The organism is Pseudomonas sp. M1 (assembly GCF_022760135.1).
In the GTDB taxonomy this organism is placed as follows: domain Bacteria; phylum Pseudomonadota; class Gammaproteobacteria; order Pseudomonadales; family Pseudomonadaceae; genus Pseudomonas; species Pseudomonas citronellolis.
In genome coordinates this window covers 5,850,043-5,865,300 of the sequence record NZ_CP094343.1, presented here as the reverse complement: position 1 = coordinate 5,865,300, position 15,258 = coordinate 5,850,043, and the positions used below count along the sequence as shown (strand labels likewise).

Below are 15,258 nucleotides of genomic sequence, written 5' to 3'. Positions count from 1 at the left end.
CTTCAGGGAGAGGGCTGGGGAGAGGGGCTCTCAAGCAGCCGAGAATCGCGACAGCCCTGTCCGCGATATCGCGCGCAGGGGAATGGCATACACAGCGACTTGCACGGAGCTGAAACGAAAAGGGCGCGACCGAAGTCGCGCCCTTTGCGTTTCCGGTAACAGCGTTACAGCAACTCGACGGCCACCGCGGTGGCTTCGCCGCCGCCGATGCACAGCGAGGCCACGCCGCGCTTGCCGCCTTTCTTCTGCAGGGCGTTGATCAGGGTGACGATGATCCGCGAGCCGGTGGAGCCCACCGGGTGGCCCTGGGCGCAGGCGCCGCCGTAGACGTTGACCTTGGCGTGGTCCAGGCCGTGCTCGCGCATGGCCAGCATGGTGACCATGGCGAAGGCTTCGTTGATCTCGAACAGGTCGACATCGTCCTTGTTCCAGCCGGTCTTCCTGAACAGGTTGGTCATGGCGCCGATGGGGGCCAGGGTGAATTCGCTCGGGTCCTGGCTCTGGGTGGCGTGGCCGACGATCTTCGCCAGCGGCTTGAGGCCGCGGCGGGCGGCTTCCTCGGCGGTCATCAGGACCAGCGCGCTGGCGCCGTCGGAGATGGAGCTGGCATTGGCCGCGGTGATGGTGCCGTCCTTCTTGAACGCCGGCTTCAGGCTGGGGATCTTGTCCAGGTTGGCGGTCAGCGGCTGTTCGTCGTCCTTCACCACCACCTCGCCCTTGCGGGTGGTGACGGTGACCGGGACGATCTCGCTGGCCAGCGAGCCATCCTGGATCGCCGCCTGGGCGCGCTTGAGCGATTCGATGGCATAGGCGTCCATCTCTTCGCGGGTGATGCCGTTGCTGTCCGCGGTGTCCTGGGCGAAGGAGCCCATCAGGCGGCCAGTGCGGGCGTCTTCCAGGCCGTCGAGGAACATGTGGTCCTTGATCTCGGCGTGGCCCATGCGCAGGCCGGTGCGGGCCTTTTCCAGCACGTAGGGGGCGTTGGACATGCTTTCCATGCCGCCGGCGACCATCACCTTGTTGGTGCCGGCCTTGAGCAGGTCGTGGGCCAGCATCACCGCCTTCATGCCCGAACCGCACAGCTTGTTGATGGTGGTGCAGCCGGTGGCGGCGGGCAGGCCGGCGTTGAGCGCCGCCTGTCGGGCCGGGCCCTGCTTCAGACCGGCGGGCAGCACGCAGCCCATGATCACTTCCTCGACATCGCCGGCCTCGATGCCGGCGCGGGCGACTGCTTCGCGGATGGCGATGGCGCCCAGGTCGACGGCGGAAACGCCGGCCAGGCTGCCCTGGAAGCCGCCCATGGGAGTGCGGGCGCCGCTGACGATGACGATTTCGGACATGGAAACTACCTCTTGGCTTTTGTTCTCGGGGTGTTCTGGAGGCTCGGCCGTGAACGACCGGGTGGCGGCGATTCTAGCGCGTGACCCGATCAGGCCAAAGAGTCACCCGCAAATCACTCTTTGGATGGATGATTGGTCATGGTTGCGCCTCTACAGTCACCGGCATCGACTCCCACGAAGGTCCCACAGGTAAGCCGAACATGCTCAAGACCCGTCTCCTCCCCGCTGCGAGCAATGCCTACCAGTACCCGTTGCTGATCAAGAGCCTGCTGCTGTCCGGCGCGCGCTACGAAAAAAGCCACGAGATCGTCTACCGCGACCTGGTGCGCTACAACTACGCCACCTTCAACGAGCGCGTCGCGCGCCTGGCCAACGTGCTCACCGAGGCCGGCGTGCAGGCCGGCGACACCGTGGCGGTGATGGACTGGGACAGCCATCGCTACCTGGAGGCGATGTTCGCCATCCCGATGATCGGCGCGGTGCTGCACACCATCAACATCCGTCTTTCGCCGGAGCAGATCCTCTACACCATGAACCACGCCGAGGACCGCTTCGTGCTGGTCAACGCCGAGTTCGTGCCGCTCTACCAGGGCATCGCCGGGCAACTGACCACGGTGCAGAAGACCCTGCTGCTGACCGATGGCGCCGACAAGAGCTGCGCACTGGCCGACTGCATCGGCGAGTACGAGACGCTGATGGCCGCGGCCAGCCCGCGCTACGCCTTCCCCGACTTCGACGAGAATTCGGTGGCCACCACCTTCTACACCACCGGCACCACCGGTAACCCCAAGGGCGTGTACTTCACCCACCGCCAACTGGTGCTGCACACCCTGGCCATGGCCTCGACCATCGCCAGCCTGGACAGCATCCGCCTGATGGGCAACAGCGACGTGTACATGCCGATCACGCCGATGTTCCACGTGCACGCCTGGGGTACTCCCTACGTGGCCACCATGCTCGGTATCAAGCAGGTGTACCCGGGGCGTTACGACCCGGAACTGCTGGTCGAGCTGTGGAAACGCGAGAACGTCACCTTCTCCCACTGCGTGCCGACCATCCTGCAGATGGTGATGAACGCCAAGGCCGCCCAGGGCGTGGACTTCAAGGGCTGGAAGATCATCATCGGCGGCAGCGCGCTGACCCGCTCGCTGTACGAGGCGGCCCAGGCCCGCGGCATCCAGCTGACCGCGGCCTACGGCATGTCCGAGACCTGCCCGCTGATCTCCTGCGCCTACCTCAACGACGAGCTCCTGGCCGGCAGCGAGGACGAACGCACCACCTACCGGATCAAGGCCGGCGTGCCGGTGCCGCTGGTGGACGCGGCGATCATGGACGAGCACGGCCAACTGCTGCCGGCCGACGGCGAGTCCCAGGGCGAGCTGGTGCTGCGTTCGCCCTGGCTGACCCAGGGCTACTTCCGCGAGCCGCAGAAGGGCGAGGAACTCTGGGCCGGCGGCTGGATGCACACCGGCGACGTGGCCACCCTCGACGGCATGGGCTTCATCGACATCCGCGACCGCATCAAGGACGTGATCAAGACCGGTGGCGAATGGCTGTCCTCGCTGGAGCTGGAAGACCTCATCAGCCGTCACCCGGCGGTGCGCGAAGTGGCGGTGGTGGGGGTGCCGGACCCGCAATGGGGCGAGCGCCCGTTCGCCCTGCTGGTGCTCTTCGAGGGCCAGCAGCTGGACGCCAAGGGGCTGAAGGAGCACCTCAAGCCTTTCGTCGAACAGGGCCACATCAACAAGTGGGCGATTCCTTCGCAGATCGCCGTTGTTACTGAAGTTCCCAAGACCAGCGTGGGCAAGCTGGACAAGAAGCGCATCCGTGTGGATATCGCTCGTTGGCAGGAGTCCGGCAGCGAATTCCTCTCCGCCCTGTAAGCCCTTCCCTACAGGCTGCGTCCCCCGAGCAAGCGCTTGGCACGGGGCGCGGCCTCTGCTAATCCTTCCTGCGAGCCGTCTAGCTTGCGGCTCGTTGCCGCAGCGACGCGCTAAATCACACTTTCGAGGGATCAAGCCCGCCGGGGGGCTGGCTATAGTCGCTGCCACTCATAACAAAAAACACACATGGAGTAGCGTCGATGACACAAATGAAGAAGATCTGGCGCCTGGCTCGTTTGCCACTGGCCGTCAGCCTGGCTTCCACGCTTGCCACCCCCGCTTCGGCGGTCACCTTCAACATCGGCGAGATCGAGGGCTCCTTCGACTCCAGCCTGTCGGTCGGCGCCAGCTGGTCGACGCAGAATCCGGACAAGAACCTGATCGGTTCCAACAACGGCGGTCACGGCCTGTCGCAGACTTCCGACGACGGCCACCTGAACTACAAGGCCGGCAAGACCTTCTCGAAGATCTTCAAGGGCATCCACGACCTGGAGCTGAAGTACGGCGACACCGGCGTGTTCCTGCGCGGCAAGTACTGGTACGACTTCGAGCAGAAGGACGAGAGCACCGAGTTCAAGCCGCTCAGCGACAGTGGCCGCAAGACCGCCGCCAAGGCTTCCGGCGCCGAGCTGCTGGACGCCTTCATCTACCACAAGTACAGCATCGCCGACCTGCCGGGCAACGTGCGCCTGGGCAAGCAGGTGGTGAACTGGGGCGAGAGCACCTTCATCCAGGGTGGCATCAACTCGATCAACCCGTTCGACGTCACCGCGCTGCGCCGTCCTGGCTCCGAGATCAAGGAAGCCCTGGTGCCGGTGAACATGTTCTACCTGTCGCAGAACCTCACCGACAACCTCTCCGCCGAAGGCTTCTACCAACTGGAGTGGGACCAGACGGTGGTGGACAACTGCGGCACCTTCTTCTCCCAGCCGGACGTGATCGCCGACGGCTGCACCGACAACCTGCGCGTGCTGACCAACGCCCAGGCGCTGGGGGCGGGGAACGTGGCGCTGGCCAAGCAGTTCGGCGTGGACGTCAACAACGAGGGCGCCCTGGTGCGCCGCGGGCCGGACCGCGACGCCCGCGACAGCGGCCAGTACGGCCTGTCGCTGAAGTACTACGCTGACGCCCTGAACACCGAGTTCGGCGGCTACTACATGAACTACCACAGCCGCCTGCCGATCTTCAGCGGCCGCGGCGCTTCCCAGTCCATCTACAACCTGGCCAACTCCCTCAGCGGCACCCCGCTGCAAGCCTTCGCCCCCCTGCTGGTGGCGGGCAACTCCTCGTACTTCGTCGAGTACCCGGAAGACATCCACCTGTATGGCCTGAGCTTCTCCACCACCCTACCCACCGGCACGGCCTGGCAGGGCGAGATCAGCTACCGGCCCAACGCCCCGGTGCAGCTGAACACCACCGACATCCTGTTCTCCGGCGTGGTGCCGCTGGGCGGCGTGTACGGCAACGCTTCGGTGCTCCAGGGGGTTCCGGACACCGACCTGCACGGCTACCGCCGCAAGGAAATCACCCAGCTGCAGACCACCTTCACCCACTTCTTCGACCAGGTCATGGGCGCCGAGCGTCTGACCCTGGTGGGCGAGGTGGGCTGGACCCACGTCGGCGGCCTGGAAAGCACCTCCAAGGCGCGCTACGGCCGCGACCCGGTATTCGGCCCCGGCCCGCTGCCAGCGACCGGCAACCTGAACACCTGCCAGGTGCTGAACAACTCGACCCTGGGCAGCGCGCCGAAGAACAACCTGTCGCGCAACTGCGAGAACGACGGCTTCACCACCGCCGACTCCTGGGGCTACCGCATGCGCGCCATCTGGGACTACAACGACGTGTTCGCCGGGGTGAACCTCAAGCCCAACGTGGCCTGGTCCCACGACGTAGACGGCTATTCGCCCGGCCCGGGCGGCAACTTCGAGGAAGGCCGCAAGGCGATCAGCCTGGGCGTCGACGCCGACTACATGAACACCTACACCGCGAGCCTTTCCTACACCAACTACTTCGACGGCAAGTACTCCACCCTGGTCGACCGCGACTTCGTCGCGCTCAGCTTCGGCGTGAACTTCTAAGCGGCACCCGCGCCCCGCCCGGGCCCGGGCGGGGCGCCAGCAGACAGAGATCGCGAGCGCGGCGGCGCGGCCGCCGCGCGAGCAGTAACGACTCATCGAGGACGACGCGATAATGAGAACAACAAAGAGACTGCTGCAAACCGGCGCACTGGCCCTGGGCCTGAGCCTGCTGGCCACCCAGGTGATGGCTGCGGTGTCCGCCGCCGACGCCGCCAAGCTGGGCACCACCCTGACCCCGGTCGGCGCCGAGAAGGCCGGCAACGCCGACGGCAGCATTCCCGCCTGGACCGGCGGCCTGCCGAAGAACGCCGGCGCCGTGGACAGCAAGGGCTTCCTCGCCGACCCCTTCGCCAGCGAGAAGCCGCTGTTCACCATCACCGCGCAGAACGTCGAGCAGTACAAGGACAAGCTGACCCCCGGCCAACTGGCCATGTTCAAGCGCTACCCCGACACCTACAAGATGCCGGTGTACCCGTCGCACCGCACCGCCACCCTGCCTGACTCGGTGCTGGAAGCGACCAGGAAGAACGCCACCGCCACCAACCTGGTGCAGGGCGGCAACGGCCTGCAGAACTTCCAGACCGCCAACCCCTTCCCGATCCCGCAGAACGGCCTGGAAGTCATCTGGAACCACATCACCCGCTACCGCGGCGGCCACGTGCGCCGTCTGGTGACCCAGGCCACCCCGCAGGTCAACGGCAGCTACTCGCTGGTGTACTTCCAGGACGAGTTCGTGTTCCGCACCGACCTGAAGGACTACGACCCGAGCAAGCCGAGCAACGTGCTGTTCTACTTCAAGCAGCAGGTCACCGCCCCGGCGCGCCTGGCCGGTAACGTGCTGCTGGTGCACGAGACCCTCGACCAGGTCAAGGAACCGCGCCTGGCGTGGCTCTACAACGCCGGCCAGCGCCGCGTGCGCCGCGCCCCGCAGGTGTCCTACGACGGCCCCGGCACCGCCGCCGACGGCCTGCGCACCTCGGACAACCTGGACATGTACAACGGCGCGCCGGACCGCTACGACTGGAAGCTGGTGGGCAAGCAGGAGCTGTACATCCCGTACAACAACTACAAGCTCGACGATCCCAAGCTGAAGTACGCGGACATCATCAAGCCCGGCCACCTCAACCAGGACCTGACCCGCTACGAGCTGCACCGCGTCTGGCATGTGGTCGCGACCCTGAAGGCCGGCGAGCGCCACATCTACGCCAAGCGTGACTTCTACATCGACGAAGACACCTGGCAAGCCGCCGAGATCGACCATTACGACGGCCGCGGCACCCTGTGGCGCGTGGCCGAGGCCTTCTCGCAGTACTACTACAACAACCAGGTACCGTGGTACACCGCGGAAACCCTGTACGACCTGCTCTCCAGCCGTTACCTGGTGCTGGGCCTGAAGAACGAGGAGAAATCCGCCTACGACTTCAACTACAGCGCCTCTGAAAGCGACTTCACCCCCGCGGCGCTGCGTCAGGAAGGCGTGCGCTAAGTCGAGTCGCCTTGCTGAGAGCCGGCCTTCGGGCCGGCTTTTTCATGGGCGGACGGATGCTGTGATGTGGCGATATGCCGCTATAATCACGGCAAAACGCCGCCATGGGTGAGCCCTTGCCTCACGCGTACCGCAACCTGCTCGACGACGAAGAGATCGAGGCGCTGCTGGAAATCACCGTCCGTCCCGAGCGCCCCCCGACGGTGCTGCTGGTGGACGACGACCCGCAGGTGCTCGCCGAGATGCGTGAGCTGATCGAAAGCGCCGACCTGCAATGCCTGACCGCGAGCAACAGCGCCCAGGCCCTGCGCCGTATCGGCCGCGACGAATCGGCCATCGACCTGCTGGTCACCGACCTGTGCATGGAAGGCGAGGGGGCCGGCCTGGAGCTGATCCGCCAGCTCCACGCCCGGGGTACCTTCCTGCCGATCATCGTGCTCTCCGGCACCACTCGCGCCCGCGACGTGGTCGAGGCGATGCGCCTGAACGTGCTGGACTTCCTGCTCAAGCCGGTGGAGCCGGAGGAGTTCCTGCGGACGCTCAAGCGTTGCCTGTGAGGCGTTCCGATAGCCCTGGCCATCTCCGCTACGGGGGGAGGAACACCGCGCTTTCCCGGCTACCTGTAGGAGCGGGCCCTGCCCGCGATTCGCGCGCAGGGCGCGCTCCTACATGGGAATGGCGCGGGTGGGGCGGCGTAGGAGCGGATCTCATCCGCGAATCGCGCCGATACGTCCGGCCATCGCGGACAAGGTCCGCTCCTACGGGGGGAGGAACACCGCGCTTTCCCGGCTACCTGTAGGAGCGGGCCCTGCCCGCGATTCGCGCGCAGGGCGCGCTCCTACATGGGGACGATATGGGTGGGGCGGCGTAGGAGCGGATCTCATCCGCGAATCGCGCCGATACGTCCGGCCATCGCGGACAAGGTCCGCTCCTACGGGGGGGAGGACCGTGCTTCCCGGCTACCTGTAGGAGCGGGCCCTGCCCGCGATTCGTGCGCAGGGCGCGCTCCTACATGGGAATGGCGCGGGTGGGGCAGCGTAGGAGCGGATCTCATCCGCGAACCGCGCCGATACGTCCGGCCATCGCGGACAAGGTCCGCTTACGGGGGGAGGACCGTGCTTCCAGGCTACCTGTAGGAGCGGGCCCTGCCCGCGATTCGCGCGCAGGGCGCGCTCCTACATGGGAATGGCGGGGGCATGGCTTTTCGTGGGAGCGAGCTTGCTCGCGAACATGTCCCCGCGGCGGAATCCCTTCGTACTGGTTACAACGCCTGCGCCTTGAAGGTATCGCACTTGCCCGGCGAGCCCGAGTCGAAGCCGAGCTTGAACCAGCGCATGCGCTGCGCCGAGGTGCCGTGGGTGAAGGAGTCCGGTACCACGGTGCCGCGCGACTGCTTCTGCAGGCGGTCGTCGCCGATGGCGTTGGCGGCGTTCAGTGCGCTTTCGATGTCGCCCGGCTCCAGCCATTGCAGGCGCTGCTGGGCTTTGTTGGCCCATACGCCGGCGAAGCAGTCGGCCTGCAGCTCCAGGCGCACCGACAGGCCGTGGGCGCCCTCCATGGGCGCGCCGCGGCGGCGCGCGGCCTCGACCTTGGCCGAGATGCCCAGCAGGTTCTGCACGTGGTGGCCGACCTCGTGGGCGATCACGTAGGCGCGGGCGAAGTCGCCGGCGGCGGAGAAGCGCTGCTCCATCTCGCGGAAGAAGCCCAGGTCCAGGTACACCCGGTGGTCGCCGGGGCAGTAGAACGGGCCCACCGCCGAGGAGGCGAAGCCGCAGGCGGAGTTCACCCCGCCGTTGAACAGGATCAGCTTGGGCTGCTCGTACTGGGCGTTGCTGTGGGCGAAGATCTGCCCCCAGGTGTCCTCGGTGTCGCCGAGCACGGCGCGCACGAAGTCCACCTGCGGGTCGGCGCCGGTCGCCGGGCGGCCCTGCACCTGCGGGCGCGCCGGGGCTTGGCCGGCGTCCATCTGGCCGAGCAGGCTGCCGAGGATCTGCATCGGGTCCTGGCCCATCAGCAGGCCGACCACCACCACGATGGCCACCCCGCCCAGGCTCAGGCCGCGGCCGCCGATGCGCATGCCGCCACCGCCCATGCCGCCGCCGCTGTCGTCGCGGGCATCCACCACGTTGTCGCTGCGTCGTCCTTTGCGCCAGAGCATGGCGTCTTCTCCTGAAAGTTCGTGGATTGAGTGTCGTCGGCGCCCGGCCGACCCGCCAGGCCGGCCGTCAGGCCAGCGCGCAGAGCAACTGGGCGTGGGCCAGCAGCTGCACCTTGCCGCCCACCTGCACCTGGTCGTCGTCGCCGACGCGCACCTCCAGCAGGCTGGGGCGACCGGCGAAGCGGCCCTGGTGCAGCTCGAAGGTCTCGCCGCGACGGGCCTTGCCCAACTCCACCAGGTAGGCGGCGACCGGGCCGGCGGCGCTGCCGGTGGCGACATCCTCGACCAGCCCGGCGTTGTCCCAGGTGCGGCCCTCGCGGTTATCCACATCCAGCAGGAAGACGAAGGCCGCGCCCAGGGCGGTCAGGCGCTCGGCCAGTTGTGCGGTGAACTCGGCGCACTGACGGATGCGCCCGAGAGCCTCGCTGCGCACCGGCAGCAGCACGTAGGGCAGGCCGGTGCTGATCACCTGCGCCGGGTAGTCGGCGAGGTCGCCCGCGTTCAGCGAGAAGGCTTCGGCGAACCAGCGACGTTCCTCCGCGTCGAGCACGGCGCCGAACTGCGCCTGGCCCTGGTTCATCTGCGCGATGAAACCTTGACCGTGGCGGCGGGTGGTGAGGTTCACGTCCCTGGTCGCCAGTTGCAGCGTCCAGTGTTCCTGCTCGCCACGCTGGTGGATGTGGTGCAGCAGCGCGGCGGCGCCCAGCAGCGGGTGGCCGGCGAAGGGCAGTTCTTCCTCGGGAGTGAAGATGCGCGCGGCGTAGGTGTCCAGCTCGGCGCTGGGGAACAGGAAGATGCTCTCGAACTGGCGCAGCTCCTGGGTCAGCGCCTGCAGCGTGGCGTCGGCCAGGCCGCGCGCGTCGGCGAACACCGCCAGGCCGTTGCCGGCCAGCGGTCGGTCGGCGAACACGTCGAGTTGCCAGTAATGCAGAAAGGACATGGTGTTCCCGTGGAAAGTAGGGCTCGACAGCGAGCCTAGCGGCGGATATGTTCGCCGACAAGAAAAGCCCAGCTTTTCAGGCCACCGCAGTGGCCGGCGTCGCTCGGACGGTTCCGGGCGCTTACGTTCACCGAGGAAATCATGACTGAACCCCGTTCAGCACGCCGTTTCGCGCGTATCGACCGTCTCCCGCCCTACGTCTTCAACATCACCGCCGAACTGAAGATGGCCGCCCGCCGCCGTGGCGAGGACATCATCGATCTGTCCATGGGCAACCCCGACGGCGCCACCCCGCCGCACATCGTCGAGAAGCTGGTGCAGGTCGCCCAGCGCGACGACACCCACGGCTACTCCACCTCCCGCGGCATTCCGCGCCTGCGCCGGGCGATCTCGCACTGGTACAGGGAGCGCTACGCGGTGGACATCGACCCGGAAACCGAGGCCATCGTCACCATCGGCTCCAAGGAAGGCCTGGCACACCTGATGCTGGCCACCCTGGACCACGGCGACAACATCCTGGTACCCAACCCCAGCTACCCGATCCACATCTACGGCGCAGTGATCGCCGGCGCCCAGGTGCGCTCGGTGCCGCTGGTGCCGGGCATCGACTTCTTCACCGAGCTGGAGCGGGCGATCCGCGAGTCGATCCCCAAGCCGAAGATGATGATCCTCGGCTTCCCCTCCAACCCCACCGCGCAGTGCGTGGAGCTGGACTTCTTCGAGCGCGTGGTGGCCCTGGCCAAGCAGTACGACGTGCTGGTGGTGCACGACCTGGCCTATGCCGACATCGTCTTCGACGGCTGGAAGGCGCCGTCGATCATGCAGGTGCCGGGGGCCAAGGACATCGCGGTGGAGTTCTTCACCCTGTCCAAGAGCTACAACATGGCCGGCTGGCGCATCGGCTTCATGGTCGGCAACCCGGAGCTGGTCTCGGCCCTGGCGCGGATCAAGAGCTACCACGACTACGGCACCTTCACCCCGCTGCAGGTGGCCGCCATCGCCGCGCTGGAAGGCGACCAGCAGTGCGTGCGTGACATCGCCAGCCAGTACCAGGCGCGCCGCGACGTGCTGGTCAAGGGCCTGCACGAGGCCGGCTGGATGGTCGAGAACCCCAAGGCGTCGATGTACGTCTGGGCGAAGATCCCCGAGCCCTATGCGCACCTGGGCTCGCTGGAGTTCGCCAAGAAGCTGCTGAAGGACGCCAAGGTGTCGGTGTCGCCGGGTATCGGCTTTGGTGACTATGGCGACGACCATGTGCGCTTTGCGTTGATCGAGAACCGTGATCGCTTGCGCCAGGCGGTGCGGGGGATCAAGGCGATGTTCCGGGCGGATGGGGTGTTGTCGAAGGCCAAGGTGGCTGAATAAGGCGGGAATGAATGAAGAAGGGGCGGCCGGTTGGTCGCCCCTTTTTGTTTGTGGGGGAGGGGCGGAAGGGCTTGGTGGGGGCTGGAGAGCGCCCTCTCCCTAACCCTCTCCCTGAAGGGAGAGGGGACCGTTGGGCAGACGCTGATGTAATGGAGTCATCCGGCAGCCTCGGTGATTTCCGGCTGGAGCCAATTCTTCTCTCGGCACGGACTAGCCCCCTCTCCCTTCAGGGAGAGGGCTGGGGAGAGGGAGCGGAGTTGATCCCAGGCTCCAAAGCAGCAGGGATACTCCAAGCCCCCCTCAACGCCCCGGATAATCCGCCAACACCACCGCCTTCCCATCCTTGCCCAACCCCAGCACCTGGTAGGCATCGTAACGCCCACCCATCTCCATCCCCGGCGAGCCCATGGGCATCCCCGGCACCGCCGCGCCCACCAGGTCGGCGCGCTCGCGCAGCTTGAGCACTTCGCTGGCTGGCACGTGGCCTTCGACGAACTTGCCGTCGATCACCCCGGTGTGGCACGAGCCCATGGTGTAGGGCACGCCCAGGCGCGTCTTCACCGCGCTCATGTCCGCCTCGACGTGGTCGTTGACCGTGAAGCCGTTGGCCTGCAGGTGCTTGATCCAGTCCTTGCAGCAGCCGCAGTTGACGTCGCGGTGCACGTCGATGGTCAGCGGCTGGGCGGCCTGGGCGGTGCCGGCGAGGAGGGCGGCGAGAAGGAGGATGCGGCGCATGGGAAGCTCCTGTCAGAACGAAATCCGTGGAGCATACTCTCAGGGACGGCGGCGCCCGTCCCTGCTCTGTATCAGCTTATGACGCCGCCGGCGAACTCGGCGTGCCGAGCAAGGTCTGTGTCCTTTATCCATCTTCATTTTGCCGAGGGCTGACGGGCCCCAGGAGGAACAGGATGCTCTTCGCCCGCTTCGTCTTGCTGCTACAGGCCCTGGTGTGGGCCGGCCTGGGCCTGCTGTACTGGGTGCGCCCCTACGAGATGGCCAACCTCAGCGGCATGCTGCTGATGGAGCCGGAGTCGGTCAGCGACGCCCAGGTGTTCTACGGCGGCCACCAGTTCGCCCTGGCGCTGTTCCTGCTGTTCGCCCTGCGCCGCCGCGAGCTGCTGCGCGCCGGGCTGATCCTGGTGGTGCTGGTGCAGCTCACCCTGACCCTGTCGCGGCTGCTCATCGCCTGGTCCTCGGGCCTGGGCATCGACACCGACGCCACCCTCTACGGCCTGGTCTACCGCGGCAGCGTGTCGCTGCTGGCGATCTTCGCCCTGTACTGGCTGGAGCGCGGCCGGCGCGAGCCGGAGCCGGCCGAACCGCTGCCGGAGGCGCCGGTGGAGAAGGTGCGCGACGCCGACTTCGAAGGGCTCTGAAACAAGGTCCGAATGACTCTGCGGCGAGTCAGGATGACTCCGCCGGATGATGTCATTTAGACTCTGTCATCGCGCCAGCCCTTGATCCATGGGCCCTCGGGGGCTGGCACGCTTGCTGTAATGGCTTGGCTACCTTCAAACGCCAATGGAGCGATCATGAAAGTAGCGAGCCTGTGTGCAATGGGTGTGGTGCTGTTGTCCTGCGCGGTGGCGCAGGCGGACCAGGTGGTGGCTGAACGGCCGGACAACACGGTCGGCGGCGGTTTCGGCGCGGGCAGCGGGGTGCTGATCGGCGGCGCCCTGGGCGGGCCCTTCGGCGCGCTGGCGGGGGCCGGCATCGGCTGGCTGGCCGGCAGCGGCGTGCAGCAGGCCAGCGGCGCCAGCCAGAAGGCCTACGTGGTGCAGGCGGAGGACGGCAGCCAGCGCAGCGTGCGTTCGCCCAACGCCGAGTTCCAGGTGGGCCAGCGCGTGGAGGCCGACGGTATCCGCCTGCGCGCCGCGAACTGACGCGCATCCGCCCGGCGCCGCTGGGGCGGCGCCGGCTTCCGTGCTATCGTTGCGCCCCGTTCGACCGTCACCCGCAGGCCCGCAACATGAAATTCATCCACAAGCGCGAACACCTCAACGAGGGCGACCTCGTGGTCATCGAATGCTCGCGCACCTGCAATATCCGCCTGATGACCGACGCCAACTTCCGCAGCTTCAAGAACGGCGCGCGCCACGCGTACCACGGCGGCGCCTTCGAGCGCTTCCCGGCGCGCATCCGGGTGCCCAGCACCGGGTTCTGGAACGTCACCCTGGACACCGTCACCCGCCGCGCCATCAGCGTCACCCGCAAGCCGGACTTCAGCTACAACATCAAGTTCGTGCGCAAGACCCCTTCCAGCTATAGCTGAGAGCTGAGCCGCCTCAGGGGCGGTGCGCCGGGAAGTCCTCCAGCAGCTTCGCCAATGCCTTGTCGAAAGCCTCCTGGCTCAGGTTCGGGTCCTGTAGCTGGCTGCTCAACTGCGCTTCGTAGAGCACCTCGCGACTGCGTTCGTCGATGATGCGCATGACCAGCCGCGCCAGGTCGGAATCGGCGATCTGCGTCTGGTTCACCACGCCTTCCTGGGTCGCCACCGGGCGCTGGATCACCCCGGTCTGGCGCTCCAGCCCCAATGCGTAGAGCACCCTCAGTTCGCCATTTTGCGCCTGGTAGCGGTAGCCCTTGGCTTCCAGGGCGCGGCGCAGGGCAGCGTCGAAGCGGTCCTCCAGGTCCAGGCGATGGCCGGGGGCGCGTACCGCCTGGATGGAGAAGCTGCCCTGGTGGCCATCGGCGGCCGGGGAGACCGTGACTTTGGCCGGGTCGCTGCCGGCGCAGGCGGCCAGCAACAGGGCGAGCAGGGGAAGCAGGAAGCGGTGCATGGCGAGGCTCTCTTGTGGTTATCCACAGCAGCCTAGCCGGCGGCGCGATGCGCGCCGCCCAACCCAGGTTGGGTTAGCCGCGGCGTTCCAGTAGCACGCCCGCTTCCATGTGATGGGTATAGGGGAACTGGTCGAACAGCGCGCAGCGCGTCACCTGGTGGGTGTCGTGCAGTTGGGCGATGTTCTGCGCCAGGGTCTCCGGGTTGCAGGAGATATAGAGGATGCGCTCGAAGCGGCGGGTCAGCTCGCAGGTGTCCGGGTCCATGCCGGCGCGCGGCGGGTCGACGAACACGCTGCCGAAGTCGTAGCCCTTCAGGTCGACGTCGGCCAGGCGGCGGAAGGGGCGCACCTCGTTCAGCGCCTGGGTCAGCTCCTCGGCGGACAGGCGCACCAGGGTGACGTTATCCACGGCGTTGTCGGCCAGGTTGGCCAGGGCGGCGTTCACCGAGGTCTTGCTGATCTCGGTGGCCAGCACCTTGCGCACCCGGGTGGCCAGCGGCAGGGTGAAGTTGCCGTTGCCGCAGTACAGCTCCAGCAGGTCGTCGTCGCGCTGGCCGAGGGCCTCGTAGGCCCAGTTCAGCATCTTCTGGCAGACCGCGCCGTTGGGCTGGGTGAAGGCGCCTTCCGGCTGGCGGTAGCGGAAGGTCCGCCCGGCCACCTGCAGTGCTTCCTCGACGTAGTCGCGGCCGACCACCAGGCGCTTGCCGCGCGAGCGCCCGACGATGCTCACGCCCAGCTCGGCGGCCAGCTTCTGCGCGGTGGCCTGCCAGGCGTCGTCGATGGGGCGATGGTAGCAGAGGGCGATGAGCGCGTCGCCCGCCAGGGTGGTGAGGAATTCCACCTGGAACAGCTTGTGGCCCAGGGCGCGCTCGGCCCAGGCGGCCTTCAGGCGCGGCATCAGTTCGTTGATACGCTGGCTGGCGATGGGGAACTGCTCGATGTAGATGGGCGTGTGCTTGTCGCCCTGCTCGAACATCGCGTAGTGCCGGCTTTCGGTCCCGGCATCGCGCCACAGGCGGAACTCGGCGCGCAGGCGGTAGTGCTCGCGGGGCGAGTCGAACACCTGCGGCTCGGGCGCGGCGAAGGGCGCCAGCAGCTCGCGCAGGCGCGCGGCCTTGTCGGCCAGTTGGGTGTCGTAGGTGGCGGGGTCGAAACGGGGACTGCTCATGGGGAACTCTTGCTGCGCGCGGTGGCGGGCGATGGGTTTCGTTGCGCCCGACCCATCCTG

Annotated in this window: 14 protein-coding genes; 8 read left to right on the top strand and 6 right to left on the bottom strand. The window is 67.1% G+C overall.

Going from position 1 to position 15,258, the window contains the following annotated elements; genetic code table 11:
* Positions 1-164 precede the first annotated feature (164 nt).
* Positions 165-1,340 (bottom strand): acetyl-CoA C-acyltransferase, encoded by a 1,176-nt coding sequence (locus PM1_RS25935; RefSeq protein ID WP_009617478.1) that lies wholly within the window; start codon positions 1,338-1,340, stop codon positions 165-167.
* A gap of 200 nt (positions 1,341-1,540) precedes the next feature.
* On the opposite strand from PM1_RS25935, the gene PM1_RS25930 reads away from it, so the two are divergent.
* The 4 genes from PM1_RS25930 (at position 1,541) to PM1_RS25915 (ending at position 7,344) form a co-directional block, all read left to right on the top strand.
* The gene (locus tag PM1_RS25930) at positions 1,541-3,223 is read left to right on the top strand and encodes a fatty acid--CoA ligase (RefSeq protein WP_009617479.1); all 1,683 of its coding nucleotides are present in this window, start codon (positions 1,541-1,543) and stop codon (positions 3,221-3,223) included.
* A 200-nt stretch (positions 3,224-3,423) separates the two neighbouring features.
* The gene (locus PM1_RS25925; RefSeq protein ID WP_009617480.1) at positions 3,424-5,301 is read left to right on the top strand and encodes a DUF1302 domain-containing protein; all 1,878 of its coding nucleotides are present in this window, start codon (positions 3,424-3,426) and stop codon (positions 5,299-5,301) included.
* A gap of 112 nt (positions 5,302-5,413) precedes the next feature.
* A complete protein-coding gene (locus PM1_RS25920) occupies positions 5,414-6,787 on the top strand; it encodes a DUF1329 domain-containing protein (protein ID WP_009617481.1) in 1,374 nt (457 codons plus the stop codon).
* 104 nt (positions 6,788-6,891) lie between these two features.
* On the top strand, positions 6,892-7,344 hold the full coding sequence (locus tag PM1_RS25915; protein ID WP_009617483.1) for a response regulator: 453 nt from the start codon (positions 6,892-6,894) through the stop codon (positions 7,342-7,344).
* A gap of 704 nt (positions 7,345-8,048) precedes the next feature.
* On the opposite strand, the gene ypfJ is transcribed toward PM1_RS25915, so the two are convergent.
* Together ypfJ and PM1_RS25905 are read right to left on the bottom strand one after the other, a co-directional pair.
* On the bottom strand, positions 8,049-8,945 hold the full coding sequence (gene ypfJ / locus PM1_RS25910; RefSeq protein WP_009617485.1) for a KPN_02809 family neutral zinc metallopeptidase: 897 nt from the start codon (positions 8,943-8,945) through the stop codon (positions 8,049-8,051).
* 67 nt (positions 8,946-9,012) lie between these two features.
* Positions 9,013-9,885: a PhzF family phenazine biosynthesis protein gene (locus tag PM1_RS25905; protein ID WP_009617487.1), complete on the bottom strand. Its 873-nt coding sequence runs from the start codon at positions 9,883-9,885 to the stop codon at positions 9,013-9,015.
* A 141-nt stretch (positions 9,886-10,026) separates the two neighbouring features.
* Here PM1_RS25905 and alaC point away from each other — a divergent pair, with 141 nt between their 5' ends.
* A complete protein-coding gene (gene alaC / locus PM1_RS25900; protein ID WP_009617489.1) occupies positions 10,027-11,250 on the top strand; it encodes an alanine transaminase in 1,224 nt (407 codons plus the stop codon).
* 300 nt (positions 11,251-11,550) lie between these two features.
* Here the strand turns inward: alaC and PM1_RS25895 are convergent, their stop codons facing one another.
* Complete coding sequence (locus PM1_RS25895) at positions 11,551-11,985, bottom strand: DUF411 domain-containing protein (RefSeq protein WP_009617490.1); 435 nt, start codon at positions 11,983-11,985, stop codon at positions 11,551-11,553.
* Between the two features lie 173 nt (positions 11,986-12,158).
* Between PM1_RS25895 and PM1_RS25890 the strand changes: the two genes are divergently transcribed.
* The 3 genes from PM1_RS25890 (at position 12,159) to PM1_RS25880 (ending at position 13,522) form a co-directional block, all read left to right on the top strand.
* Positions 12,159-12,626 carry a DUF4345 family protein gene (locus tag PM1_RS25890; RefSeq protein WP_009617493.1) on the top strand — a complete coding sequence of 156 codons (468 nt, stop codon included), beginning with the start codon at positions 12,159-12,161 and terminating at the stop codon, positions 12,624-12,626.
* A 156-nt stretch (positions 12,627-12,782) separates the two neighbouring features.
* Positions 12,783-13,133: a hypothetical protein gene (locus PM1_RS25885; RefSeq protein ID WP_009617495.1), complete on the top strand. Its 351-nt coding sequence runs from the start codon at positions 12,783-12,785 to the stop codon at positions 13,131-13,133.
* 86 nt (positions 13,134-13,219) lie between these two features.
* Positions 13,220-13,522 (top strand): DUF1883 domain-containing protein, encoded by a 303-nt coding sequence (locus tag PM1_RS25880; RefSeq protein WP_009617497.1) that lies wholly within the window; start codon positions 13,220-13,222, stop codon positions 13,520-13,522.
* Between the two features lie 13 nt (positions 13,523-13,535).
* On the opposite strand, the gene PM1_RS25875 is transcribed toward PM1_RS25880, so the two are convergent.
* Positions 13,536-14,030, bottom strand: coding sequence for a DUF4136 domain-containing protein (locus PM1_RS25875; RefSeq protein WP_009617499.1), 495 nt, complete (start codon positions 14,028-14,030; stop codon positions 13,536-13,538).
* Between the two features lie 73 nt (positions 14,031-14,103).
* Positions 14,104-15,198 carry a tRNA (uridine(54)-C5)-methyltransferase TrmA gene (gene trmA, locus PM1_RS25870; RefSeq protein ID WP_009617501.1) on the bottom strand — a complete coding sequence of 365 codons (1,095 nt, stop codon included), beginning with the start codon at positions 15,196-15,198 and terminating at the stop codon, positions 14,104-14,106.
* Positions 15,199-15,258: the final 60 nt, after the last annotated feature.

Bases quoted from the DNA above. Each gene is read 5' to 3' on its own strand.
- PM1_RS25935 (WP_009617478.1), bottom strand. From the start codon at position 1,340: ATGTCCGAAATCGTCATCGTCAGCGGCGCCCGCACTCCCATGGGCGGC.
- PM1_RS25930 (WP_009617479.1), top strand. From the start codon at position 1,541: ATGCTCAAGACCCGTCTCCTCCCCGCTGCGAGCAATGCCTACCAGTAC.
- PM1_RS25925 (WP_009617480.1), top strand. From the start codon at position 3,424: ATGACACAAATGAAGAAGATCTGGCGCCTGGCTCGTTTGCCACTGGCC.
- PM1_RS25920 (WP_009617481.1), top strand. From the start codon at position 5,414: ATGAGAACAACAAAGAGACTGCTGCAAACCGGCGCACTGGCCCTGGGC.
- PM1_RS25915 (WP_009617483.1), top strand. From the start codon at position 6,892: ATGGGTGAGCCCTTGCCTCACGCGTACCGCAACCTGCTCGACGACGAA.
- ypfJ (WP_009617485.1), bottom strand. From the start codon at position 8,945: ATGCTCTGGCGCAAAGGACGACGCAGCGACAACGTGGTGGATGCCCGC.
- PM1_RS25905 (WP_009617487.1), bottom strand. From the start codon at position 9,885: ATGTCCTTTCTGCATTACTGGCAACTCGACGTGTTCGCCGACCGACCG.
- alaC (WP_009617489.1), top strand. From the start codon at position 10,027: ATGACTGAACCCCGTTCAGCACGCCGTTTCGCGCGTATCGACCGTCTC.
- PM1_RS25895 (WP_009617490.1), bottom strand. From the start codon at position 11,985: ATGCGCCGCATCCTCCTTCTCGCCGCCCTCCTCGCCGGCACCGCCCAG.
- PM1_RS25890 (WP_009617493.1), top strand. From the start codon at position 12,159: ATGCTCTTCGCCCGCTTCGTCTTGCTGCTACAGGCCCTGGTGTGGGCC.
- PM1_RS25885 (WP_009617495.1), top strand. From the start codon at position 12,783: ATGAAAGTAGCGAGCCTGTGTGCAATGGGTGTGGTGCTGTTGTCCTGC.
- PM1_RS25880 (WP_009617497.1), top strand. From the start codon at position 13,220: ATGAAATTCATCCACAAGCGCGAACACCTCAACGAGGGCGACCTCGTG.
- PM1_RS25875 (WP_009617499.1), bottom strand. From the start codon at position 14,030: ATGCACCGCTTCCTGCTTCCCCTGCTCGCCCTGTTGCTGGCCGCCTGC.
- trmA (WP_009617501.1), bottom strand. From the start codon at position 15,198: ATGAGCAGTCCCCGTTTCGACCCCGCCACCTACGACACCCAACTGGCC.